The following is a 25,178-nucleotide window of genomic DNA, read 5'->3' on the forward strand; positions in this document are numbered from 1 at the left end:
CCACAGGAAGGAGATCGCCCCGTCACGCGCGGGCCTGTCGCGCGTTGGACAGGTATGAGCGTGATGCTGCAGTCCGAATCCATGTTTTCCGGGGGGCCATCCATCTGCCTGCGTCCCCTTCGCAAGGCGCACATGACCCGCGGCTGGGTACTTGAGGTACCGGCTGCGGAACTCGCCCCGCTGGCGGCAGAGGTGAACGCCCCGCGTCGCCTCAGGGCGCGCAGGGGCTTCCTGTACGACAGCGACCGGACCCAGGCCTTGGCGCGGCTACTGGAGGAGTCCCCGGGCGATTTCGGTGCCGTCGGTGCGATCGTGTTGGGCGCGGACGAGGTATGCCCGGTGCCGGCCGTGGGGCACTTCTCGGAGCTTGTCCGGGTCGATGGTGTGGAGTGCATCGACGGGTTGCAGCGCCTGCGGGTGATCGCCGACGCGTGCGAGACGCTGGATCCGTCCTACCTTGCTAGATCGGTCGTCCGGGTCGACATCGTCGTGGGTGCCGAACGGGCGAGGGCCCGTCGGCTGCATGACACGGCCGACTCCTTCGTCAACGACCGTAACAATCAGGACCGGTTGTTGTGCTGCCCGAACATCAACCGCCTGATGAACGCCAATTGGGAGCGGGGCACTTTCGATCCGCGCCGGGGAGTGACGCTCGGCCCGCGTGGGCGGACGTACAGCATGGTGGAAGTCACCCGGGCCTTGGCCTGTTTGTCGGGGCCCGGTCCTGAGCTTGCCCACGCGGTGTCCACCCGTGCGGGTCTGGAGGCGCTTTGGGGTGACATGGCCTCGGAGTCGTACCACACATTGTTCCACGCCGGTTTGGAACCGGTCGGTGTCGTGCGTGCCGTCGAGGCGTGGCAAGCGGCACACGAGGCGTTGGCCGATCTGCCCGCGGCCCGTTCCGCCAAAGGGCACGGACACCTGATCCAGTACGCACCGGAACTCATCTGCTGGGAGGCGTGCCGCTTCCTGCCACGGGAGCGGCTGCACGATTCCGCGCCGGTATTTCGCTGGGACAAGGCCATCCCCCTCGATGTGAGGACCGCGACCCTGGAGGCAGCCGACCGTTTGATCGCGCGCTACGAAAGTCTGGTTCCCGGTATGCACCAATACGTCAAGAAGGCTCCGCAGCTGTCCCTGTGGCGCGAACTTGTACGGTGACCAACTGGCTGCGGCCGCCTCAACCGGGCGGAGCGCCCCAGTCAGGTCCGGGGGGAGCCCACGGCGGTACGGAGGCGGAGGATCGGGAAGCGGCGTACTCGGTCAGGCTGGCAGCGAGCCGGCGCGCCACACCATTCCGCAGACAGGACCAGTCGGCGTCGGCGAGGCGTGGAGCGATCCTGTTCCGCAGATGCAGCTGCCCCAGACCGGGAGTCTCAAGCCGTACGTACTCGTCAGTTCTGATCGTGACCCACTTCGAGGTACTCACCGCACGCAGGAGCGAGCGAGGTCGGTACTCGTACCCCGTTCCCCTGAGCCAGTGATCGATTTCAGTGAGGCGCAACGGCCGGTCGTACGAGTGGAGGGTCAGGCGGGACACCTCCTCCAAGGTACGCGGACCGGGCAGCGGGCCGTGGCGGAACAGCCCGTACCGCCCCGGGCCCGCCCAGCAGAAGCGGCGGTCTCCCGCCATGACTGTCATCGCGGACTTCGCAGGGATGTCCTTTGTGAAGGTTCGTGCGGCGATGGTTGCGAAGAGTTGCACGCTCAGCGGTGTCCTGACCGCGCAGGCGACGGCGTACAGCAGGTCCTGGTGCCGCCGCCCGGAGGGTTCCCGACATGCGCAGCTGGCGGTCTCCCACCAGCCGAGTGGTGCCGCGCATCGGACGCACGCACGGTCCGATGTTCCCGGCCAAGGCCTCTGCCAGGGGCCGGCCGCAGGGGGGCCGATGACCACCGACGGGCCTGTCGTGCGGGTCATCCACGGCTCCAGTCGATGTCGGAGGAGAGCCCGAAGCTCACGGGCAGGTGGCCGGTGGCGTCGAAGAAGCCGATGACGTCCTCGGCGTCGATGCGTTCCAGGTTGCGTGCCGCCGCCGCTTCCAGAATGGTGTGAGCCTTGCGCAGCACATCGCGTGGTTTTCGGTTGGACCGGGTGAACAGAGAGCCCACGGCCTCCTTGGTGAAGGGGAAGAGTTCGTCGTCGGGGCGGGCGACACCGTCCTTCGTCGCGGCATTGACGTAGGGCCGGAGCAACTGAGCGACCTGCGAGGGGTCGCGAAGGGCGGACAGCCTCACGGTGCTTGCCTGGTTTTGTTCCGTCAACGCGAAACTCGGCAGATCGGCAAGGTCCCAGGCGGTCCCAATCGTGATGGCGGCCCTCGGATGCATGGTCACGACCATCGTCACCATGTCGGCCATGGGCAGGGTTTCCACGATCACGTCCCGGAAACGCTCCACCTCCAGGTCGCGTTTGGCCTTTGCCGTCGTGGTGCTGGCCAAGTCTTCCAGTTGGTCGCAGAAGACGAGTACGTGCTGGATCCCCGCGGCGGCTGCGAAGAGCAAGAACGTTGCCATATGCACCGCTCCGTTGCGAGAGCGCGATGTCGGCGTCAACCGGGTCATGTATTCCTCGGCGGCCGCCGGGTCGCTCTCGCACAGGGCGGCGATCAACTTTTCGTCGGGCGGCCCCAGGGTCCGGCCACGCAGTGACCGGTGGCCCTGGGCTACGACGTCGGCCAGCTTTCTGGCATCGGTGATCCCTGTTCTGTGTACCAGTCTTTCCCGGAGTCGACTGGCAAGCGTCGGGCCGTTTCCCACCCTGGATTTTACCGCGTAGTCGACGGCCACAAACAATGCGGCGGACAAGGTCCGGATCTGTGACGTGTCGAATCCGGTTACCAGGCAACAAATGGGCACCTCCTCGGCGTCTTCCTCGTCCAAGCCGGCGGAGAGGCACACCTCTTTCCCGAAATCCTTGTTGATCCAGCCCGCCATGTGATGCATGAGGACTGTCTTGCCGAAGCCACGGGAGTCGGAGTCGCCTGCGACTACGCCGTCCGACCACAAGTAACCGAATTTCAGGCCGCCGTAGGACATGCCGAGTACGAATTTATCCACGACCTGGCGCAGTTGATCAGCGTGTACGGCGGGTTCATACAGCGTGCCGTTCTCCCGGGCGTTCGAGCCGCCGGAAACGGCCATGCCGGTGGCGGGGAAGGGATTGCCGCGCAGCTTCCACTCTCTTTTCATCCACACGACGGCTGGCACCGGAGAGGTATCACTCATCGCACGAGCACCTCTTCACGCGCATCAGCCCAGTCGATTCTCATCACGTGATAGATCCGGGGGTGCCCGGGGGTCGTCTGCATGACAAGTGGCCGCGCGGAGCTGGGAATCCGCCCGTGCGATGCCTCGTCCAGATGGACACGGAACCCGATGTCGCCCATCTCGCCGCGCGCCGCCGCTGTGAGTGCGGCATCGAAGACGCCGTCGTTGATCCGTCGATCCCAGCAGACAGCGGCTCTGATGCGCCAGACCGGCCGGTACATCTCCTGTGCGGCGGAGCCGCGTTCGGCGTTCCAGACGCGTGGTACGGCTTCCATCGCGGCCCTTTCCACCTCGGGCCCCACTGCGCGCCGGAACTCCGCCGGCGTCCCCGTGCCGGTCACCATCGAGGTTGCCCAGAGCCGAAGGGCGGGCGGCCCTGGCGCGTAGTAGCTGAAGTTCGCGAGGCCCAGGAACCGGGTCCATCTGCGGAGCAGTTCGTGGCTGATGTAGTCCACCGGGCAGCCCGCCGCGCCGAACGCCAAGCGTACGGCCGCCTCTTCGCACAGAGCGGCCAACTGCCTCCGCTTGCCCTCCGATGACGCCGGTTTGCCCGCTACTGTCTTGGTGACCTTTTCCTTCCTTGGCCCGTACTTCGCCGCTCGCTTTTCCTCTCTTTTCTCCTCCAGCAGAGCCCGCTCAGCCGTTCGGCGCCGAGCCCGAGATACGTAGTCCCGGAGCGTCTGACTGATCGCGTCAGGAGGTGCCGACCAGCCCAGGTCGCCTTTGCGGACAGCTTCGACGATATTGGCGATGAACGCCGTAAGATACGCCTCGTCGTCGCGTCCCGGACCCGTATCGCCACGCATCAGCGGAATCGTCAAGTGATTTGCTGCGCTGTCCGGTCGGGCACCAACCAACCGTAGGAAACCTTCGAATTGGGGATGGGCTTCCATCAATGCGCCGGCCAATGTGTTGAAACCCTCCGCCGGCCGATGTGCCACCAGTTCGGTCCACTCCCGTCCGGCCGCTGTCATCGTGAACGTGGCGTGGGCGTGCTCGCTCGCCGAAATCCGAGTGGACGGCAGGACACGTCGATCGATCCAGCCGAGTCGCATCAACTCCTTGAGCACGTCGACCGTGCTGTGGACGAACTCCTGTCCGTCAGCACGCTTTTTCTCCCACTTGACCACATTGAACGCCCCTACGGTATCGGTCTCCCAGGCGTGGCGAGCGGCACGGTCGACGACGGCCACACGGATCTGCTCGAACGTTTTTCCCTCGGCGACCGCCTGCGCCGCCGTCTCCACATAGGCCAGTTCCTGGAGTCGCGGGATTCCGGAACCTCCCACGCTCATGATTCAACTCTTTCCGGATCCCTGGTACGCATGATGGCTTCCTCCCGATGTTGTTCCTTGAGCCCTGATCAGCTGTGAGGATGTGATCTCTTCCCTCATGGCCGATGAGGGCAGCGGTAAAATACAAATTGCCACACCCATGATTTTTTGGGGCTCTCTGGCGCGCCTCTTCTCTACAGTTCACACCAATCAGTCCCCCGAGGCATCAAAAGGGGAACGAAGGTTCGGCTCTCAACGAGATATTCGACGGAGGTGAGTCGGAGAGCCTCGGCCGGTTCGGCCGGGAACGCCGGACCTTCCGCTGATCGTGACGCGCGTCGGCAGTTTCACTCCCGCAGCTCAACCATCCCGGGCACTTCGCTGCCCGCTGTCAGTCGCATGAACATGAAAGGGAAAAATGACCGTCACAGAGAATGTTGCCGCTCCACACGACATCATCACGGTGGATCTGCCCACCGCCTTCGACCCTGGCTGGAACCGTCTTCCGGGGATCCACGTGGACGGCTGCCGCATCACCATCGACCCGGAGAAGTACTTCTTCCGCTTCGAGTCACACAGTTGGCTCGTGGCGGACTGGGATCTCGTGACGTCGGAACTTCTCCCGGTCGAGGAGACGACCGCGAGTGCCGTCGAGCAGATGGCCCTCGACTTCATCAAGAGGCACGCCGTCCGTACCCCTGAACCGGCGCGCGTCCTTTCCACCGCCTACCAGGTGTACGCGTACCTGTTCCGCGACGAACACCTCAACGGCATCGGCCTTCCGCAGGTCACTGCCGACCATCTGAGGATGCTCCGCGAGGCCGCCACGCTCATGGCGCTCAACAAGGTCGAACTGGATGGGCACATCTCCAACGTGGGCCCCTGTTGGTTCTTCCCTGCGGCTACTTCGGTGGTCTTCGGCCTGGACGACAGTGTGGGCGACATGCTCGATGAGATCTATCACGGTGGCTGGTTCAACGAACACCGCCGCATCGAGTCCATCAAGGCCCACGCCGCCCTGGGCGGACGCCTTGTCCATGGATGCCAGGCAGTACCCGACCAGTCCGGAGGTGTTGTCGCCCCTTACGGCGCGTCCATGACGGTCTTCCGCGAAGACCTCAGCGCGTTCAAGGCCGGTTGGCTCGCCCAGGTGTACGCCCACCGTCTGACGGCCACGGACTGAACCGTCGCCCGAGCCGTGGCGTGCGCCAGTAGGCGCGTCCTGTCAGAAGCGCCCGGCTCGGGCACCCGTGGGCCTTCCGGCAGAGCCCATGAGCGAACGGCCGGAACCCGCTGGAAGGCACCGGCCGGCTGCCGGTGCCTTCCCCCTGTCGCGGTTCCGCGACGCTCCCTTCGCAAGCCCTCACCATCGTTCTCGGAGACGTGCATGATCACGCTGACCTCTCCCTGGTACGCCTACGCGAGACAGTCCCCCGATGAGCAAGGTGGCGCCCTGCTGCCCCCATCGCGCCTGGAGTGGGGTACTTACCCTGGCACCGGTCCGAGCACAGGGGCGTTCGCCCGGGACGTGCGCGGCCGCAGGCTCCTGGAACTCGGCTGCGGCGACGGCCGCAACGCGGCATTCCTGGCCGGCCGCGAGGGCGCCCACGTCACCGCCGTCGACATGATCGATCTCCAGATTCGCCGCGCCCGAGATCACTACGGGCATGTGCCGGGGGTCACCTTTCTCACCTGCGACGCGCTGCGCTTCCTTCGGTACGGTACTGAGCGGTTCGACGGTGTGTATTCGGTCTTCGGCGCTGTCGGACTCGTCGATCCCGGCGTCCTCCTGCCCGCCATTCACGCCAGACTCAACCCGTATCGCCCCCTGGTCTTTTCCATCCCCCACCCTCGCCGTGCCGGCCGCCGGCCCATTCTCGGTGACGCCCACACCGACTTCCTCGCCTTGCCTGACGGCACTTACCGTGCCGTGGCGCGTTGGGAGTTCGACGTCCCCCAATGGGGGGCCGTCCTTGCCCGTGCGGGGTTCCGACTCTCCCGTGCCCAGGAACTTCGTAACCCTGGTCTCCCCCAAAACCCGACCACTCTCCTGATCACTGCCCGCAGACTCTGAACGCCGAAGGGCCCCACCTGAGACCGGCGGATTCTCACCAGGTGACCGGCAGTGAGCGGAGGCCGCTGAAGAACTCTCTGTCCCGCCAGCGCAGTTCCTCCTCCGGTACGGCCAGTCTTAGCGCCGGTAGCCGGGTCGTCACGCGTTCCAGTGTCGTTTGGAGTTCGAGGCGGGCCAGGTGGGCGCCCAGGCAGTAGTGGATGCCGTGGCCGAAGCTGATGTGCGGGGTGCCCGGGCGGTCGAGGATCAGGCGGTCGGGGGACGGGAAGGCGGCGGGGTCGTGGTTGGCGGCTGCCTGGGAGACCACGACCGGCTCGCCGGCCCGGATCAGGACGCCGCCCAGTTCTACGTCCTCGGCCGCGTAGCGGGGGAGGGTGAGGCCGTTGAGCAGGGGGACCAGGCGAAGGAGTTCCTCCACGGCGCGGGGGATCAGCTCGGGGCGGGCGCGGACGGCCGTCAGTACGTCCGCGCCGCCGGCCCCCGCCTCCCCCGGCAGCAGCAGGACCGCGAAGAAGTTGGCGATCTGGTTGGTGGTGGTGACGAAGCCGCCGATGAGGATCTCGTTGAGCAGGCCTGTCAGTTCCTCCGCGGTCAGGACGCCGTCGTCGGAGGCCTGGACCAGGACCGTGATCAGGTCGTTCGCGGGGGTACGGCGCCGGGCCTCGACCCAGTCGTCCATGCGGGCGAAGAAGTCCTTGGCGTGCCGCTGTACGACATCCGGGGTCACGTCGCCGGAACACACCGCGTCCGCCCAGGCACGTACCCCCGCCCGGTCGTCCTCGGGGACCCCCGTGAGTTCGCAGATGAGGGTCAGGGGGAGGGGGAAGGCGAGGTCCTCGACCAGATCGGTGGGCGGCCCCGCCGCCACCATCCGGTCGAGCAGCCCGTCGACCACCTCACCGGCATGGCCGCGCAGACGCTCGATGCGGCGGGCGGTGAACTCCTTGGAGAGCAGCGCGCGCAGCTGCGTGTGGCGGGGGGCGTCGAGGGCGATGAGGCCCCCGCCGGTCCTGGGCATGGGGCCGATACGGGGCTGGTCGCGGTGGACGGCCTCCGCGAGGCTGAACCGGGGGTCCGACAGGACGGCGCGCACGTCCTCGTAACTGGTGGCGAGCCAGGTGTCGTCCCCGTACGGCAGCCGGACCCGGACGGGGGGCCGGTCGCGCAATTGCCCGTAACCGTCGGGCAGTCCGAGGCCCCCGGTGGTCCAGAACGGGTACGCGAGGGGCTCCGGGGAGGTGTCCCGGACGATCGGGCAGACATCGGGGGGCACGGTCACGGATGTTCCTTTCTCAACAAGGGGGAGTAGGGGGAGGGCGCGTTCGCTCTCAGCGGTGCGGGCCCACCGGGATGTCCACATGCGTCGGCGGCGGCGCGCTCGTGTCGACCGATGCCGTGAAGTCGACCCCGTCGTCCCGGCAGATGAACTGCATCACCTGCCGCCCCGCCGCCGCCGCGCGGATCAGGCCGCCGGTGGTGGCCCACACCCCGGAGAGGTAGAAGTTCTCCAGACCGGGCAGGACGGGGCCGTTCTTCTTGACCAGCTCCTCCATCAACTCGCCGCTCTCCACAAAGGGTTGCCAGCCGAGGAAAGTGCCTTCGAAGCTGTTGGTGTACCGGATCTGGGTGAGGGGCGTGCAGGTGTCCCGTACCGCCACCGAGTCCTTCAGCCCCGGATACAGCTCGTCGAGGAAGTCCACGACGGCGTCCCTCGTCCGCCGCTTCGCGAGGGCGTACGCCTTGCCGCGCCGGACCGGGAGCGTGTGCAGCTCCGCCCCTCTGCGGGGACGGCTGAGCCGCTCCGGGCCCTCGGCGAGTTCTCGCCAGGCGGCCGTGTCGGAGAAGTACGTGGCGTAGATGACGGTGGTGTCCTCGGGCGACAGCTCGGGGTAGAAGCGGCTGCGGAACTGGACGTTGAGACTGGGGTGCCGGATGCCGGTCAGCCGCGAGGCCGTCGCCTCGTCCAGCAGGTGGGTGGTGGTGGGGTCGGCGTCCGGGAACGGTCGGCGCAGGCCGAGGAAGACGCTCGCGTACCCGGGGAACACCATGCCGGGCCGGTGCAGGGTCTCCCGGTACAGCGTCGCGTACTCGCCCTCCAGATAGCGCCCGCCGAGCAGATCGAGGAGCGTCCGCGGCCCGTCGCAGGCCGAGACGACGATGTCGGCGTAGTGCTCCCGCCCGTCGGAGAGGCGCACGCCGACCGCCCGGTCGTCCCTGACCAGGATCTCCTCGACCATCGCGTTGTACGTGACCTCCCCGCCGAGGCTCAGGTAACGCTGCTCGATCGAGCGCGCCAGGCCCAGCGAGCCGCCCTCGGGCACCCCGGCCGACCGGTGCGCCTGGGCGGCCATCTGGAAGTAGAAGGGGAGGACGGGGAAGCCCGGGTGTTTCTCGTACAGGATGTAGTTGAAGGCGTCCCGCAGGAGCGGGTCCTTGAAGCGGGTCGAGTACTCCGACATCAGTACGGACATCGACGTACGGAAGAGGTTGAAGTACGGGAGGAAGCCGGCCAGCATCCGCCAGCGCTCCCGGCGGCTCATCAGCCCCACCGGTTTGAGGAAGGGGTATGACGGCAGGCAGGCGATGAACTTGCGCAGTCCCGCGCAGAAGGACCGGATGGCGCGGGCGTCGGGCGGCGACAGCGACAGCAGATGGCTTTCGAGCCGGTCGGGGTCGCAGTAGAAGTAGACCGTGCGGCCGTCCCTGCCCCGTACCGTGTTGAAGACGTCGAAGTGGCGCATCTCCTTCCCCTGGAGCGCGCCGAGTTCGAGCCAGATCTGGTGCATCTCGTTGCCGGGGCCGTTGCCGAGCAGCCAGCTGACGCAGGCGTCGAAGGTGAACTCGCCGCGGCCCCATCCGGTGCAGCAGCCTCCCGGGATCTCGTGCATCTCGAAGACCTGGGTGCGGTAGCCGTTCATCTGGCCGTACGCGCCCGTCGAGAGGCCGCCGAGGCCGCCGCCGATGATGATCATGCTCTTCCGGCGGGGGGGTGCCTTGGCCGTGGCCGTTGTGGCGGTTGTCGTGGTTGTCGTGGTGGTCACTTCGGTTGTCACCGCACCCTGCGTGTTTCGAGCTGGGGCAGCCGCCCCAACTGGTCCGGATGCCAGGGCGTCGTACTGCCGCTCTCCCAGGCGTGGAAGTCCAGGCCGAGTTCCCGGCACAGGTATTGGGTGACGAACCGGCCGCCCGCGGCGGCGCGGATCAGGCTGCCGCCCGCGAACCACTGGCCCGCCATGGAGAAGCCGGCCAGGCCGGGCAGCCGCATCCGGTCCTTGTTGATCAGGCCGGTGATCACGTCGTCGGCCGCCGTGAAGGACTTCCAGCCGAGGATGCTGCCGCCCCGTACGCCCGTGTACCGCTCGGTGGTCGCCGGGGACGCCACGTCCACGACCTCGATGGCTTCGCCGATGCCGGGGTGGTGCCGTTCCAGGAAGCGCCGGACGAAGTCGGCCACCTCCTGCTTACGGGCCCAGTACGCCTTGCGGTCGGTGGTCCGCAGCCGCTTCCAGGACGCGTAGTCGCTGAAGTACGTGCAGTGGACGACGGACTTGCCGGGCGGGGCGAATCCGTCGGAGTAGCGCGAACGCATCTGTACGACAAGGCTCTTCTGGAGGACGCCCGGCAGCGCCGCGCAGTCCTCGTCGGAGAGCAGGTACGTGGTGCTGTGCCGGGCGGCCGGGTCCAGTTCGCCGTCGATCCCGACGAAGGCCGAGACCATGCCCGGGTAGAGCACGTCCGGGCGGTCGGTCATCCCGAAGAGCTTGTCGACCCTCGGGCTCGAATACCTGCCGCCCAACAGCCCCTGGATGGTGGTGACTCCGTCGCAGGCCGACACGACGTGGTCGGCGAAGTGCCGTTCCCCGCCCCGCAGTTCCACGCCGATCGCGCGGTCGTTCTCCACCAGGACGCGCTCCACCCGGGCCCGGTAGTCGACCCGCCCGCCGAGCGCCGTGTAACGGTCCTCCACCGAGCGGGCCAGGCCCAGCGAACCGCCCTGGGGGAAACCGGCGTTGAGGTGGAACGCGCTCGCCATGTTGAACAGGTACGGCAGCAGCGGGAAGACCTCGTGGTCCTGGAAGAAGATGAACGGGAACGCCCGGCGCAGCAGCGGGTCCTCGAACCGGTCGCAGAAGCTCTCCATCCGGGTCACGGCCGTACGCCAGAACAGCGCGAAGGCGGGCAGGACCGCCCGCAGGGTGGCCAGCTTCTCGCGCGGGGACTGGAGGGGCGGCGGGGTCAGGAAGGGATAGTGGTTGACGCGGATGAAGCGCCGCAGGTCGCGGCAGAACGCCCGGATCGGGCGGGCGTCGCGCGGCGAGATCTCCAGGAGGTGCGCTTCGAGGCGGTCGGGGTCGTTGTAGAAGGTGACCGAGCGGCCGGTCTCGTCCGTGACGGTGTTGAACATCTCGAAGTTCGCGATCGACTTGCCGTCGAGCGCGCCGAGTTCCCGCCAGAGGCGGTTGGCGTCGTTGTTGTGTCCCGTGCCGGTGAGCCACTCGATGCAGTAGTCGAAGATGTAGTCCTCGCGCGCCCATGCCGTACAGCAGCCGCCGGGCAGGACGTGGCGCTCGAAGATACGGGTCTCGGCGCCGCTCATCTGCGCGTAGCAGCCGGTGGAGAGGCCGCCGATGCCCGCGCCGATGATGATCACCCGGGGCCGGTCTCCGGGGTTGCGGTCAGCAGCCGCCGCCCGTGGACCCCGCGCTTCCCACACCGGCCTCTTCTCCCGCGCCGTCGGGTTGCCGAGCACTGTCGGGTTGCCGAGCGCCGTCGGGTTGTCACGCGCCATGCGGTTGCCCCGCGCCGTCGGGTTGTCACGCGCCATGGAGTTCCCTGTCTGTGGTGCCGTCCTCCACGGAAGCGGAACGCTCCCGGGGTGCGGTCGCGATGGGGTCGCCGAGCGCGGACAGCACCAGGGCCGCGTTCCGCTCGGCGGGCTTCTCGTCGAGCATCTCCGCGTGCAGGCCGGCCCCGCGCACCAGCCGGCTGACGGTGGTGGAGGTGGTGTGCCAACTGCCGCGCTGCCCGGCCGCGTAGAACGGCACCTTCGCCTCGTCGGAGATCACGGTGACCGTCGCGGCGACCGATCCGTGGTTCGGCGTACGTCCGCAGTACTCCAGGTAGTCCCTGGCCTGTTCGAGGGTCTGGGCGGTGACGGTCTCGGAGTGGGTGTGACGGCGCAGGTGGTCCCGCAGTTCGCGTTCGAACGCCTCGGTGTGTTCGTCGGAGATGCCGTACCGCTCCTCGATGCGGTACGAGTCCATGATCACGACATGCGCCACCTCGCGCCCCCGTTGTTCCAGCCGCTTGGCGACCTCGAAGGCGAGGTTCCCGCCCAGGGAGTAGCCGAGGAGGAGGCAGGGCCCTTCGGGTTGCAGCGATTCCACGAGGTCGGCGTAGCGCGTGCTCTTGTCGCCGTCGACGTGGTTGAAGGCGATCAGCTCGTACGAGGGGAGGTGCGCGGCGAAGTGGCGGTAGACGAGGCCGTGGCCGCCGGCCGGCGGGAAGCAGAAGACGACCGGTCCCGCACCTGTGTTGAAGGACAGGTGGGAGAGGTTGCCGGAGACCCGGCCGGTGACGATGTCCTCGACCGTACGGGCCATGCCGTGCAGCGTGGTCACCTTGAAGAGCAGGCCGACCGGGATCGCGATGCCGAACTCCTTCTGGAGGCGGTGGATCAGTTCGATGAGCGTGATGGAGCTGCCGCCGGAATCGAAGAAGTCGCTGTGCAGGCCGATCTGTTCGAGGCCGATCACCGCCTTCCAGTGGGCCGCCACCCGTTCCTCGTAGAGCGTCACGGGTGGTTCGTGGTGCTCCTGCGCGGACTCGGCGGCGGGCGCGGGCAGCGCGTCCGGGTCCACCTTTCCGTTCGGGTTCAGGGGGAGGGCGTCCAGCGTGTGCAGCCGGGCCGGGATGAGGTACGTGGGCAGGTGGGCGGCGAGGTGGCGGCGCAGGGCCCGCGGGTCGGGGGCGGTGCCGGGGGCCCGTACCACGTAGGCGCAGAGGGCCGGTTCGCCGCCGAGGTCGGTCCTGACCATGGCGTAGGCGTCGGCGACCTCGGGGAGCGCCGTCAGCAGGGCCTCGATCTCCCCCGGCTCGATGCGGTGGCCGCGCAGCTTGATCTGGGCGTCGGCGCGGCCGAGCAGGTGGATGCGGCCCCGCGCGTCCCGGCGCGCCAGGTCACCGGTGCGGTAGAGCCGTTCGGGGACGGCGTCCGGGCCCCGGTCCAGGGTGAGGGTGACGAAACGTTCGCCGGTCTGCTCCGGGTCTCCGGCGTAGCCCTGGGCGAGGCCGGCCCCGCCCGCCCACAGCTCGCCGGTGACCCCGGTCGGCGCGGGCTGCCGGTGGGCGTCGAGGACGTGCAGGACGCAGTTGGGCAGCGGTCCGCCGATGGGGACCGTGCTGTTCGGGTCGAGATCGTCGGTGGGTCCCTCGAAGCAGGCGCTGTCGACGGTGGCCTCGGTCAGTCCGTACGAGTTGAGCACCCGGGTGTCCGGGCCGCAGAGGCGGCGCAGCCGCTCGTACTCCGCGACCTTCCAGGTGTCGGAGCCGACGATCAACAGCCGCATGAAGTCCAGCCGGTGGCCGCCCTCCTCGCAGTGGGTCATCAGGGCGCGGACCACGGCGGGGACGAACTCGGCGCAGGTGACCCGCTCGGTGATCATCGCCTCGTACAGCCGCGCCGTGTTGAGGAGCAACTCGCGGTCGGCGAGGACCAGTCGGCCTCCCGAGCACAGGGCGCGGACCAGGTCGCCGGTGAAGACGTCGAAGGAGACGCCGGCCATCTGGAGATGGACGCGCGGTGCGGATTCCGGTCCCGATCCGGGCCCGTGCGGCAGCCCGTACTCCTCGCGCCAGGCCGCGCCGAGCGCCGCGAGGGCGCCGTGGGAGACCCGTACGGCCTTGGGGCGGCCCGTGGATCCGGAGGTGTGGATGACGTACGCGAGTGTGTCCGGGCCGACGGGTGTGTCCTCGGGGGCGTCGGTGGCGGGGCCTTCGGAGTCCCCCGCCAGGACATCGGTGAGGAACTCCGTCCCGGGCACGTCCAGTTGCTCGGCGCCCGCCGCGTCGGTGAGCACCAGGCGCGCGTCCGCGTTGCCCGCCATGAATGCCAGCCGCTCGGCGGGATGGCCGGGATCGAGGGGCAGATAGGCGGCCCCCGCGCGCAGGACGCCCAGCAGCGCGACGATCAGCTCCGGAGACTTCGGCAGGCACACCGCGACGACCCCGCCGCTCGCCCCCCGGGCCCGCAGCCGCCCGGCCAGCACACCGGAGGCCCGCTCCAGCTCTCCGTAGGTCAGGTGGCGGGCCTTCCCGCCAGGACCCGCGGCGGGGACCGTGACCGCGACCGCGTCCGGGGTACGCGCCGCCGCCCGTACGAACAGGTCGTGCACCGGGGGCTCCGGCGCCAGCACCCGGCCCCTGGCGGCAGGGCCGTGCAGGATCTCGTGGCGCTCGTCCTCGCCGAGCATGTCGAGCCCCGCCACCGGGCGGTCGCCGGCTGTACGGGTCAGCGCCTCCAGGAGGTTGCGGTAGTGCCCGGCCAGCCGGCGGGCGGTCTCGGGCCGGAACAGGTCGGTGTTGTACTTCAGGACGCAGTGGAACCGGTGCTCGGCCTCGTCCTCGTACGCCGAGAGCGTGAGGTCGAACTGCCCTTCCTCCTCGGGGAGTTCGATGTAGTCGAGGTGGTAGCCGTACTGCTGCGAGGACACCTTGTGGGCGAGCAGGATGAACATCGCCTGGAAGACCGCCGAGCGGCTGGGGTCGTGTTGCAGGCCCAGCTTCTCGACCAGCAGGACGAAGGGGTACTCCTGGTGGTCGATCCCGCCGAGCACCGTCCCCCGGACCTGGGCGAGGAGGTCGGCGACGGTCGGGTCGCCGCCGAGATGCGCGTACAGCGGGAGCGGGTTGACGAAGTAGCCGTACACGGACGACAGGTCCTCGTCCGTGCGCCCGGTCACCGGACTGCCGACGATGATGTCGTCCTGACCGGAGTGGCGGTGCAGCAGCAGGTAGTAGGCGCACAGCAGCACCGTGAAGACGGTCACGTCGTGGGCGCGGGCCAAGGCGTGTACCCGGGCGCTGAGTTCGGCGTCGAGGACGAAGAACTCCGAGGCGCCGTTGTGGGTTTGTACGGGCGGGCGGGGCGCGTCGGTGTGGAGGGTGAGCGGCGGGACCTCGGCGGGCAGCGCGCCGCGCCAGTAGTCCAGCATGCGGTCGGCGTCGGGGGAGGCCAGGAATCTGTTCTGCCGGTTGAGGAAGTCGACGTACCGGCCCCGGACGGGCGGTAGTTCGGCTGCCTGGCCCGTGCGCATGCCTTCGTAGAGCGCGAGCAGTTCCTCGATGAAGGTGAACGTGGAGATCGCGTCGGAGACGATGTGGTGGACCGCCTTCATCAGCACCCAGCGGTCCGGGCCGCGCCGGAACAGCCGGAAGCGCATCAGGCGGTCACGCGCGAGGTCGTACGGTCTGCGGTACTCCTCGACGATCAGCTCGCGGATCCCGTCCCACTCCATGCCTTCGACGTCGAAGACCTCGATGTCCGGCTCGACGGTGTCGGAGACGGTCTGGAGCGGCCGGCCGTCCTCCATGACGAAGTTCGCCCGCAGCACGGGGTGCCGGGCCACCAGGGCGCGTACGGCGGCGGCCATCAGCTCGGGATCGATGTCGGTACGGACCTCGACGGCGCCGCCGATGTTGTACGCGAAGCCGTCCGGGTGGAGCTGTTTCAGGAACCACAGGGCCTTCTGATTTTGCGTCAGGGGATGGCGGGACGGGTCCTGGTGGACCTCCACCGAGGTGTCGTCGCTCTGGCCGCTTCCCGCCTGTGAGGCAAGTGCCTCGGTGCCGGAGAGGAGTTGAGCCGTCAGCTCGCGCAGGGGCGCCCCGCTGAGCAGCGCGACGACCGGGAGCGCGACGCCGGTCGCTGCCTGGACCCTGGCCCGCAGCTCCATGGCGAGGAGCGAGTCGATGCCGTACGTGCCCAGGCCCGTGTCCAGGTCGAGTTGGTCGCTGCTCATCCTTAGGACGGATGACGCGCAGCCGAGGAAGCGGTCCGCGACGAGCCGGGCACGCTCCTCGTCGCCGGCGGCGGCGCGGAACCGGTCCAGGTACGCGCTCTGTTCGTCGGGCGCGCCGCGGCCGGTGGAGGTCTCGCCGGGAGTGGCGGGGGCCGCTGCTTCGGCCGCGAGCCGCCGGACCAGCGGGGGCGGCGAGGGGTACCAGGCGAGGAAGGTCTTCCAGTCGACGACGGTGGCGATCAGGAGCTGGGCGCGGTCCTGGCCGAGGACCCGTTCCAGGACGGCCATGCCCGCGGAGGGGGAGAGCGAGCTCATGCCGCGGACGGCGCGGTAGTGCTCGACCAGGCTCAGCTCCTCGATCATCCCGGTCGCCCAAGGCCCCCAGTCCAGGCTGAGCGCGGGCAGCCCGCGCGCCCTGCGGTGGTGGGCCAGGGCGTCGAGGAAGGCGTTGCCGGCGGCGTAGTTGGCCTGGCCGGCGGTGGTGAGCAGGGACGCGACGGAGGCGAAGAGCACGAAGTGGTCGAGCGGTTCGTCGCGCAGGTGGTGGTGCAGAAGCCACGCCCCCGCGGCCTTCGGGTCGAAGGCGGAGTCGAACGCGACCCGGTCCAGGCTCTGGACCGGCGTGTCCCGTACGTGCCCGGCGAGGTGGAAGACACCACGCACCGGGGGAGCGTCCCGGTCCCGGTACTCGCCCAGCCACCGTGCCAGAGCGCGCTCGTCGGAGATGTCGAGGGCCGCGTGCACGGGATGGGCCCCAAGGGCCTCCAACTCCTTGACGAAGCGCACGGCGTCGGCCGCCGGGGAACCCGGATCGAGCCCGCGCCAGGTGCCACGGTCGGGCAGCTCCGTACGCCCGACAAGAATCAGATGCCGAGCCCCGCGCCGGACGAGATACCGACACAGCAGCCTGCCCAGCGCCCCGAACGCCCCGGTGACGAGGTACGCCCCGTCGGCCCGCAACCGAGGCGGAAAGGGCCGGGTGAGCCCCTCGGCCCGAGAAAGCCCACTGACGAGCCGCCGCTCCCCACGCAGGGCGACTTCGTCCTGAGGCCGGCCGGGTGCGGCGGGCGCGAGGATCTCCCGGAGAAGCGCTACGGCGTCGGCCTGGGCGCGGGCGGTGGCTGGGGCTTGGGCTTGGGCTTCGGCGCCGTTGCGTGGTGCGGGGTCGGCTTGCGTGCCGGTGCCGGCCAGGGCTCCTGCGTCGGCCAGGGCTCCTGCGTCGGCCAGGGCCCCTGCGTCGCCCGGTACGGCGGTGTCGGCTTGTGCGCCGGGGGCGCCCCCCACTCCTGCGCCGGTCTGGGCTCCCGTGTCGGCCCGGACCTTGGTGTCGTACCGCGTTTCGGCGTCGGCTCGCGTGCCGGTGTCGCCCCGGACTCCCGCGTCGGCCTCGGCTTTGGAGTCGTACCGTGCTTCGGCGTCGGTCTGCGCGCTGGTGTCGACCAGCACTCCGGTGCTGGCCCGGGCTCCCACGCCCGCTCGGGCCTGGGCATGGGCCTGTGCTCTGGTGTCCTGCGGGTACGTCGCTCCGGCGTTGACGTGCGCCCGGGTACCGCCCTGCGCTCCCGCGTCGGACCGCGTTCCCGCGCCGGCTTGCGCCACGCCGTTGCCCGGCGCCCCGCCGGCGCCCCACGCCCCGGCGTCGGCACGGACTCCGGCCTCGTGGGGGCACGGCGCCCCGGCGCCGACCCGTACCTCGGCGTCACCCCGGGCTCCCGCCTCGCCCGGCACCCCCGCGTGCTGCGGGCACTCCACTTCCGGTCCCTCCGGGAGGTCCCCCGAGGGGAGCGGCGGCAGGTCGATCAGCTTCCCCCCGTGCGCGGTCAGTTCCTGGTGGCGGAGCACCCGGCCGATGCCCCAGACGGGCGCGCCGAGCGGTTCCACCCGGTCTCCTGGGACGGCCGCCTGGGCTCCCCGGGTCACCAGGTGCAGGGCGGCCGGAGCGGCCGACCGGCCTGGGGTGTCCTGGAGGGCCTGGGCCAGGGCGACCACGGAGTAGGCGCCCAGCGTGCTGTGAGCGTGGAGGTCGCCGCGCCCGGTGTCCTCCAGGGCGGGCAGATCGAGGTTCCACAGGTGGACGACGGTGTCGAGGGCCGGACGCCCGGCTTCGGCGGCGTCAGCGGCAAGGTCGGTGAGCAGCCTGCGGAGATCGTCCGCGCTGCCCGGGACCACCCGGGAATCCCGTCCGTCCCGGTCGAAGGCATAGCCGTCACCCGGCCGTACGAGGTGGCAGCGCGCACCGCCCGCGCCCGCGAGCGCCGCGAGGCGGTCCGCCACCCCGCCGGGCCTGTCCGCGAACAGCAGCCAGGTGCCGGAAGCCGGCAGGCTCTGGTACGGAACCGGAACGGAAGCCGGAGCCGCTTCCGCGTCCAGAGCGCCACCCTGTGGCGTCTGATCCCGGTCGCCCTCCAACGGCTCGTCCGTCCAGATGAGTTCAGCGAGCCAGCCGTCGATGGTGGGAACGCCCACCGTCGCCGACGCCTGTTCCACGTCGGCGGCGCGGAAGCCGCGTACGTACCCCAGCGGCTTGCCGTCCTCCGTGTAGAGGGCGATGTCACCGACGAGTTCGTTCTCCGCCCGCCGCGTGACGGTGGCGTGCGCCCACACGGCTCGGTCGCCGACCGGGGCCGTACGTACCGCCTCGATGCTGAGCGGGAGCAGCATCCCGCCCCCGGACTCCGCGCCCCCGGACTCGACGTCCGCGAGCCCGGCCACCAGAAGCGCCTGGAAACACGCATCGAGCAGCACCGGATGCACATGGTGTCCGCCGGCACCGCCCGCACCGACAGCACCTTCCGCACCGCCGGCCCCCTCCGCACCGCCGACACACGCGGGCGGCCGGATCAGCGCCAGCGCCTCGCCCCCCGTCCGCCAGACCTCCGTGATCCCCTGGAACGCGGGGCCGTACTCGTACCCCAAAGCGCTCAACGTCCCGTAACACGCGGCGGAGTCCAGCCGCCCGTCCGCCCGCGCCCGGATCGCCGCCCCGTCCAACGCGGCGGCGCGAGCGGCCGGGGCGCCACCGCGCACCACGCCGCACGCGTGGACGGCAGGGGTGTCGCCGCCGGTCGCCACAGTGAAGGCGGAGGTCTGCGCGGAGAGCGACAACTGGACCGCGCGGGGGGCGTCGTCGGGCAGGAAGAGGGCCTTGCGCAGTTCGATGTCCGCCAACTCGGCGTCCGTACCACCCGTCAGGGCGCGTAACGCCTGATACGCCATCTCGACGTACCCGGCCGCCGGGAACAACGTCCTTCCTTGGATGCGGTGATCGGCGAGGTACGGCGTGGTCTCCACGTCGAGCGCCACCTCCCACGCGGGCTCCGCGGTGGCGAGGCGCCGGCCCAGCAGCGGATGGTCGACCTGGCCCAGCCTGACCTGCGCCACGGGCGCGGGCTCGGTCCAGTACCGGTCCCGCTTCCACGGATAGCGGGGCGGCGGCACCCACCGCCCGCGCGGGTGCAGTGCCTTCCAGTCGACGGCGCAGCCGAGGGTGTACAGCGTGGCCAGGGACGTGGCGAAGCGCAGCGCCTCGCCCTCGGCACGGCGGATCGACGGCAGCGCGGTCACGGTCTGGTACGACCCCCCGGACGCGCCGTCGGCCAGGGGATCCCTCGTGCGGGCCTCGCGGGTCTCACGCGCGGCGAAGCACTCCTTGATGGAGTGCCCGAGGACCGGATGGGGCCCGATCTCCAGGAACGTACGGTGTCCGTCATCGAGCAGGGCGTCGACGGCATCGCGGAACCGTACGGTGTCCCGGACGTTGTCCCACCAGTAACCCGCGTCGAGTTCGGGCCCCTCGGCCCGTCCCTTCCGGCCGGTGAGGTGGAGCGGCACCCGGGCGGGACGCGGTTCGATCCCGGCCAGCTCCGCCAGCAGCTCGGCCCTGATCTCCTCCATCGCGGCGCTGTGGTACGGGACTTCCACGTCGAGGAACTTGGTGAACACCCCCTCGGCCCGGAGCGGTTCCGCGTACGCGGCGAGCGCTGCCCGGTCCCCGGCCAGGGTCAGGGCCCCGGGGCTGTTCACGGCGGCGACGGACAGGCGGTCCCCGAAGGGCGCCGCGCGCCGCGACGCCTCGGCCTCGGGCAGACCGACGGCCAGCATGGTGCCCGCACCGGCGAGCCGGTGCTGCAAGCGGCTGCGGTGCAGGACGATCCGTACGGCGTCCCGCAGGCTGTAGACCCCGGCCTCGTAGAACGCCGCGACCTCGCCCGTACTGTGGCCGACGATCGCGCCGGGATGAACCCCTTGGGCGTGCCAGAGGGCGGCGAGGCCGACCTGGACGGCGAAGTTGGCGGGCTGGGCGAGCCAGGTCTGTGCCATCCGGGAGACGTTCTCGTCGGCGTTCAGTTCGGCGGTCAGCGACCAGCCGGCCTGCGCGGCGATCTCCCGGTCGACGGCCTCGACGGCCTCGCGGTAGACGGGCGAGGTCGTGAACAACTCGCGTCCCATGGCCCACCACTGCGGCCCCATACCGGTGAAAACCCAGGCGGGCGAGGCCTGTTGTCCCTCGCGTCTGCGCCCGCGCAGCACGCGGGGGTGCTCCTCGCCCCGGACGTACGCCGCCAACGCCCGGTCCAGATCGTCACGCGTCTCGTACACCACGGACAGCCGGGCGTCGTGATGCTGCCTGCGGCAGGCGAGGGAATGGGCGAGGTCGGTGAGAGAGGGACCCGCATCCGATCCCTGGGCCGTGACTTCCGCTCGTACGGACTCGGCCAGCCTCGGCAGTACGGAGGCGTCATGGGCGCTGAGCGGCAGTACGGCGAACGGAAGACCGCCGGCGCCGGAAGGCCGCGCGGAAACGGATGCCGGAAGGCCCTCCACGGCAGCCGAGGAGTCCTCAAGAGCCCCCGGCGCCCCCTCGACAGCGGCCGCGGGCACCTCCCCGGCACCCGCCGGCGCCTCTTCCAACAACACATGAGCGTTGGTGCCCCCGAACCCGAAGGAGTTGACGCCCGCGCGAGCCGGCCCCTCGTGAGCGGGCCAGGGAGTGACCCGGTCCGGAATCTCGTACGGCGCGGCGTCCAGATCGATCGCCGGATTGATGTGTTCCAGGTTGATGTGCGGGGGGATCAGCCGGTGTTCGAGGCTGAGGGCAGTTTTGATGAGCCCCGCGATCCCGGCCGCCGACTCCGTATGCCCGATGTTCGTCTTGACGGAACCGACGTAGCACGCGGCGCCCGGCTCACGGCCGACCGCGAGGGCGCGCGCCAGCGCGTTCGCCTCGATCGGGTCGCCCACCGGGGTGGACGTGCCGTGCGCCTCCACGTACTGGAGGCTTCCCGGGGTGATCCCGGCCCGCGCGCAGACCTGCTCGATGAGCGCGGTCTGGGCGTCCGCGCTGGGGACGGTGATGCCGTTGGTGCGGCCGTCCTGGTTCACCCCGGTCTCCGTGATGACGGCGTGGATGGGGTCGCCGTCGCGGACCGCTTCCGTAAGAAGCTTGAGGGCCACGATCCCCACGCCCTCGGCCCGTACGTAACCGTTGGCTCCGGCGTCGAAGGTCCGGGAACGGCCTTCGGGAGAGAGGAAGCCGCCCTTGGTCTCGGCGATGGTGTACTGCGGCGCCAGATGCAGCAGCGTGCCGCCGGCCAGGGCCAGCGCACTCTCGCCGCGTCGCAGGCTCTCGCAGGCGAGGTGCACCGCCACGAGGGACGAGCTGCACGCGGAGTCGATGGAGAGGCTCGGGCCCCGGAAGTCGAAGCAGTGCGAGAGACGGTTCGAGACCATCGTCATCATCGTTCCGGTCGCCGTGTGGGCTTCGAGGGTGTCGAAGCGGAGGTCCGAGAACTGAAGGATCTTGTAGTCCAGGGTGAACGCCCCGACGAACACCCCCACGTCGCGCCCCGCCAGCTCGCCCGGCTTCTGCCCGCCGTCCTCCAGGGCCTCCCAGGCGACCTCAAGCAGCTTGCGCTGCTGCGGATCCATGGCGTGCGCCTCGCGGGGGCTGATGCCGAAGAACGCCGGGTCGAACTCGTCGAAGCCGTCGATGTAGCCCCCGCGCCCACCGACGAGCCGGCCCGGTTTGGCCTTGTCCCTGCTGCCCAGACCCGCCGCGTCGTACCGGTCGGCGGGCGTCGGCGTGATGCAGTCCTTGCCCTCGACCAGGTTGCGCCAGAAGGAGCGGTGGTCATTGGCTCCGCCGGGGAAGCGGCAGCCGATGCCGATGACGGCGATCTTCTCGGCGGGCGTTGTTGATGTTGCGGGCGTTACGGGCGTTGCGGACGGCGCGGGAGAGGCCGACGGGGACGTGCAAGCTTGTGCTGACATGATCGTTCCTTGGGTCGCCAAACAGGCGCACGCGAAGGGAGCGGCGCGCCGCACGGACGTGAACAGGCAAGAAACAGAGGGACGGTGGGAGAGCCCGTCACCCGGCGGAGCGGCGCCAGGGGTGGACGAGTGTGGTGAGGATGCGACCGGTGGCCGGGAAGGTGCGGGGATCGGCCAGTCCGACCGCCGCCGGCTCACGACCGGGGTGCCAGGTGAACGTACCGAAGAGCCGGTCCCATACGGACAGGTCGGAGCCGTAGTGGCCGGCCTCCGCCAGATCGGTGCTGTGGTGCAGCCGGTGCTGCTCGGGACCGGCGAGGACATGGTTCAAGGGCCCCAGCCGCACGCGGACGTTGGCGTGGACGAAGTACCCCTGGGCCACGACGAAGAGACCCACCGCGAAGACCGCGCGCTCGGAGAATCCGACGAGCGCGAGGGCCAGTTGGACGAACCCCTGCGAAATGACGACGTCGGCCACGTGGTTGACACTGTTGTTGCCGACGTTCACCTTGTCCGGCACATGGTGCACCCCGTGCAGCCGCCACAGCCACGCGTAGGTGTGCCCGGCCCGGTGCACCCCGTAACTCGCGAGGGAGCCGAGCAGCAGCGCCAGCGGGATCTCGCCCCACAGCGGAAGCACCGGATACGGATTCGCCACCGCGCCGACGGCCAGGAGCACCAGATTCTGCCCGAGCGCGCCCCCGGCGGCGGTGAGGACGTAGTACACGGCGTAATGCCCCCACTCCCGCCGGTCCGGCCGCCACGCGGGGTTGTACGGAATCACGAACTCCAGCACCAGAAGCAGCCCGAGCACCGCGAACTGGAAGAGGAAGGTGGCCACGCCCGGCTCCCAGCCGCGCCACACGGTGGGGACGAAGACGGCGACGGCGGCGAGCAGCAGAAGGGGTTGGGCGGCCACAGCCAGTACATCTCGCAGCGTTAGCCGGGGCATGGCACTCCTCTTCAAGGTGACGGAGGGGACACGTACGAGAGCGCTCCCGGCAGACGAAAAGCCAAAGAGGCGATTACAGTATGTAGTTTGATGAACACGCAAAGCAATGCCTTCCACCCCGGCGCACGACGCCCCCAGCGCACATCCCGCACCCCGCACGCCCCCGGGGCGTACACCCGAAACCCGCCTCAACCCGGCATATTCGGCGGACTTGCCACAGGAACGCACTGGAGGGTCCGCCGGCGGCCTGCCGGCGGACCCTCTGCAAGGCGAGTGCTGGAGATGCTGTCGGGGATACCTGCTCAGTCAGGGCGGCGTCAGGGCGGCGTCAGGGCGCGCAGGAGTCCCCGAGGCTCGTGAGAGCCGTGCAGCGGTACGGAGCCGGATTGATCACCGTCGGCGGCCGGCGCAGCTTGGTGGCCTGCTCGTAGTCATGGGCGTAGCCGACGAGAGTGGGCTCGCTCCACGCCTGGCCGAGGAACGAGATGCTGAACGGCCTCCTGTTGGCGGCCTGGTAGCCGGCCGGGACGCTGATCGAGGGGTATCCCGCCTTCGCGCCGATGCCCGCGCTCCCGCTGTTGGCGAAGAGCAGCGCCGTCAGGCTGTTGTCCTTCATGACGGCGTCGATACGGTCCTTGCTGTCGGCCAGATCCTGGGCCCGACTCGCCTTGTAGGCGGCCGTGTCGGCGCTGTCGGGGCCGAGGTCCTTGGCCTCGGAGTTGAGAGCGTTGACCTGTCCGAACTTCAACGCCGCACCCGCGTGTGCGGTGTTGTACGCGATGACGTCGGCGAGGCTCTTCATGGGGGCGTTCCTCGGCAGCCGGGCCAGATACGCGTTCAGGTCGCGCTTGAACTCGTACGACAGGACCGTCGAGGAGCGCCCCGAGGTGTCCGGGGCGACATCGACGAGCGTCGCGCCCTGGGCCGTGAGCGCGGTGACGGCCGCGTCCCAGAGGGCCCGGTTGTCGGTTCCCGCGGCCGGGACCTGGCCGGCGACGACGCCGATACGGGCCCCGCGCAGCGCGCTGGTCGACAGGTCCTTGCTGAAGTCGTGCCCGACGAGCGGGTTGGAGGCGGTGGCGGGATCCGCCGGATCCCTGCCGTCGAGCGCGGTGAGCGTGGCCGCGGCGTCGGCGACCGTACGCGTGAGCGGGCCGGCCGTGTCCTGGCTGGCGGCGATCGGCACGATGCCCGTACGGCTGACCAGTCCCACGGTCGGCTTGATGCCCACGACGGAGTTGGAGTACGCGGGACTGAGGATGGATCCGGAGGTCTCGGTCCCTACGGTGACGGCGGCGAACCCGATCGAGGCCGCGACACCCGACCCGGCGCTGGATCCGCTCGGAGTCTGGCTCGTGTCATAGGCGTTGAGCACCTGCCCGCCGAGCGAGCTGTAACCGCCGGGCATCCCGCTGGTCAGGTAGTTGGCGAACTCGGTGAGGTTGGCCTTGCCGAGGATGACCGCTCCGGCCTTGCGGAACTGCGCGACGATCGGCGCGTCCTTCGCGGGATACGAGTGGGCCAGCGCCACCGAACCGGCGGTGGTCGGCATACCCGCGACATCGATGTTGTCCTTGACGATGACCGGTATACCGAGCAGCGGGCTGTGCGGCCCCTTGCCACGGCGCGCCTTGTCGGCGGCGGCCGCTTCCTTCATCGCGTCGGGGTTGACGGAACGCACCGCGTTGAGCGAAGGACCGTGGGAGTTGAGGTCCCGTATGCGCTCCAGGTAGGCCTTGGTGAGCCCGGCGCTGGAGATCTTGCCGGAGCTGAGCAGCCCGCCCAACTGGGCCACGGTCGCCGTTTCCAGATCGACGGACACCGGTCTCTCGGAGGGACGCCCGGTGGCACCGGCTCTGGACGTGGTCGCCGACGCTGTACCGGCGACCATCAACACAGCTATGGCAAGGGCTACGGCATGGCGCCGGTCGAACCGTTCACGAGCGGAGGAGTTGGCTTTCATCGCAGGCTCCTGGCGAGGGTACGAGTCTTTGGCCTCAGCATGGAAACGGCGCTCTGCGTCCCCCGCGTATCCCCCCGATATCGATCAAGTTGCCATCCCCGCACGCGCGTCCGGCACCCCGGTCATCCCAGTTGCGTCGGACGTGGACATGAACGTGGACATGAACGTGGACGTGACGGCACCCGACAGCGCGAAGTCCGGGGCGTGGCCCTCGGTGTGCGGGATAAAACGCAGCCCGTCCCAGTCCTCCCCATCGTCAGCCGACGCTTCTGCGGATCCTCCGTGGACAGCTGCGAAAGCCCGCTCGGGTCGCCCGCCACGGCGGGCAGGTCGTCCAGCGAGGTGAAGCTGCTCG

11 protein-coding genes are annotated in these 25,178 nt (G+C 69.7%); 3 read left to right on the plus strand and 8 right to left on the minus strand.

What is annotated here, in order from left to right; translation table 11 throughout:
• Positions 1 to 54: 54 nt before the first annotated feature.
• The gene (locus OG349_RS19145) at positions 55 to 1,161 is read left to right on the plus strand and encodes a hypothetical protein (protein WP_327235776.1); all 1,107 of its coding nucleotides are present in this window, start codon (positions 55 to 57) and stop codon (positions 1,159 to 1,161) included.
• A 756-nt stretch (positions 1,162 to 1,917) separates the two neighbouring features.
• Here OG349_RS19145 and OG349_RS19150 read toward each other — a convergent pair.
• Positions 1,918 to 3,228, minus strand: a complete 1,311-nt coding sequence (locus tag OG349_RS19150; protein ID WP_327235777.1) for a hypothetical protein — start codon at positions 3,226 to 3,228, stop codon at positions 1,918 to 1,920.
• Complete coding sequence (locus tag OG349_RS19155) at positions 3,225 to 4,565, minus strand: hypothetical protein (RefSeq protein ID WP_327235778.1); 1,341 nt, start codon at positions 4,563 to 4,565, stop codon at positions 3,225 to 3,227. The genes OG349_RS19150 and OG349_RS19155 overlap by 4 nt, the downstream gene beginning before the upstream one ends.
• Before the next feature lie 397 nt (positions 4,566 to 4,962).
• Here OG349_RS19155 and OG349_RS19160 point away from each other — a divergent pair, with 397 nt between their 5' ends.
• On the plus strand, positions 4,963 to 5,727 hold the full coding sequence (locus OG349_RS19160) for a hypothetical protein (RefSeq protein ID WP_327235779.1): 765 nt from the start codon (positions 4,963 to 4,965) through the stop codon (positions 5,725 to 5,727).
• A 204-nt stretch (positions 5,728 to 5,931) separates the two neighbouring features.
• Positions 5,932 to 6,618, plus strand: coding sequence for a class I SAM-dependent methyltransferase (locus tag OG349_RS19165; RefSeq protein WP_327235780.1), 687 nt, complete (start codon positions 5,932 to 5,934; stop codon positions 6,616 to 6,618).
• A gap of 34 nt (positions 6,619 to 6,652) precedes the next feature.
• On the opposite strand, the gene OG349_RS19170 is transcribed toward OG349_RS19165, so the two are convergent.
• The 6 genes from OG349_RS19170 to OG349_RS19195 form a co-directional block, all read right to left on the minus strand.
• Positions 6,653 to 7,897, minus strand: coding sequence for a cytochrome P450 (locus OG349_RS19170; protein ID WP_327235781.1), 1,245 nt, complete (start codon positions 7,895 to 7,897; stop codon positions 6,653 to 6,655).
• A gap of 49 nt (positions 7,898 to 7,946) precedes the next feature.
• Positions 7,947 to 9,590, minus strand: a complete 1,644-nt coding sequence (locus OG349_RS19175; protein WP_327238621.1) for a phytoene desaturase family protein — start codon at positions 9,588 to 9,590, stop codon at positions 7,947 to 7,949.
• A gap of 77 nt (positions 9,591 to 9,667) precedes the next feature.
• Positions 9,668 to 11,407 (minus strand): phytoene desaturase family protein, encoded by a 1,740-nt coding sequence (locus tag OG349_RS19180; protein WP_442806401.1) that lies wholly within the window; start codon positions 11,405 to 11,407, stop codon positions 9,668 to 9,670.
• Between the two features lie 25 nt (positions 11,408 to 11,432).
• Positions 11,433 to 21,908, minus strand: a complete 10,476-nt coding sequence (locus tag OG349_RS19185; protein WP_327235783.1) for a non-ribosomal peptide synthetase/type I polyketide synthase — start codon at positions 21,906 to 21,908, stop codon at positions 11,433 to 11,435.
• A gap of 97 nt (positions 21,909 to 22,005) precedes the next feature.
• Positions 22,006 to 22,860, minus strand: coding sequence for a sterol desaturase family protein (locus OG349_RS19190; protein WP_327235784.1), 855 nt, complete (start codon positions 22,858 to 22,860; stop codon positions 22,006 to 22,008).
• Between the two features lie 328 nt (positions 22,861 to 23,188).
• Positions 23,189 to 24,682 carry an amidase family protein gene (locus tag OG349_RS19195; protein ID WP_327235785.1) on the minus strand — a complete coding sequence of 498 codons (1,494 nt, stop codon included), beginning with the start codon at positions 24,680 to 24,682 and terminating at the stop codon, positions 23,189 to 23,191.
• Between the last annotated feature and the right edge of the window lie 496 nt (positions 24,683 to 25,178).

Origin of the sequence: Streptomyces sp. NBC_01317, assembly GCF_035961655.1 — a bacterium.
Lineage (GTDB): Bacteria > Actinomycetota > Actinomycetes > Streptomycetales > Streptomycetaceae > Streptomyces.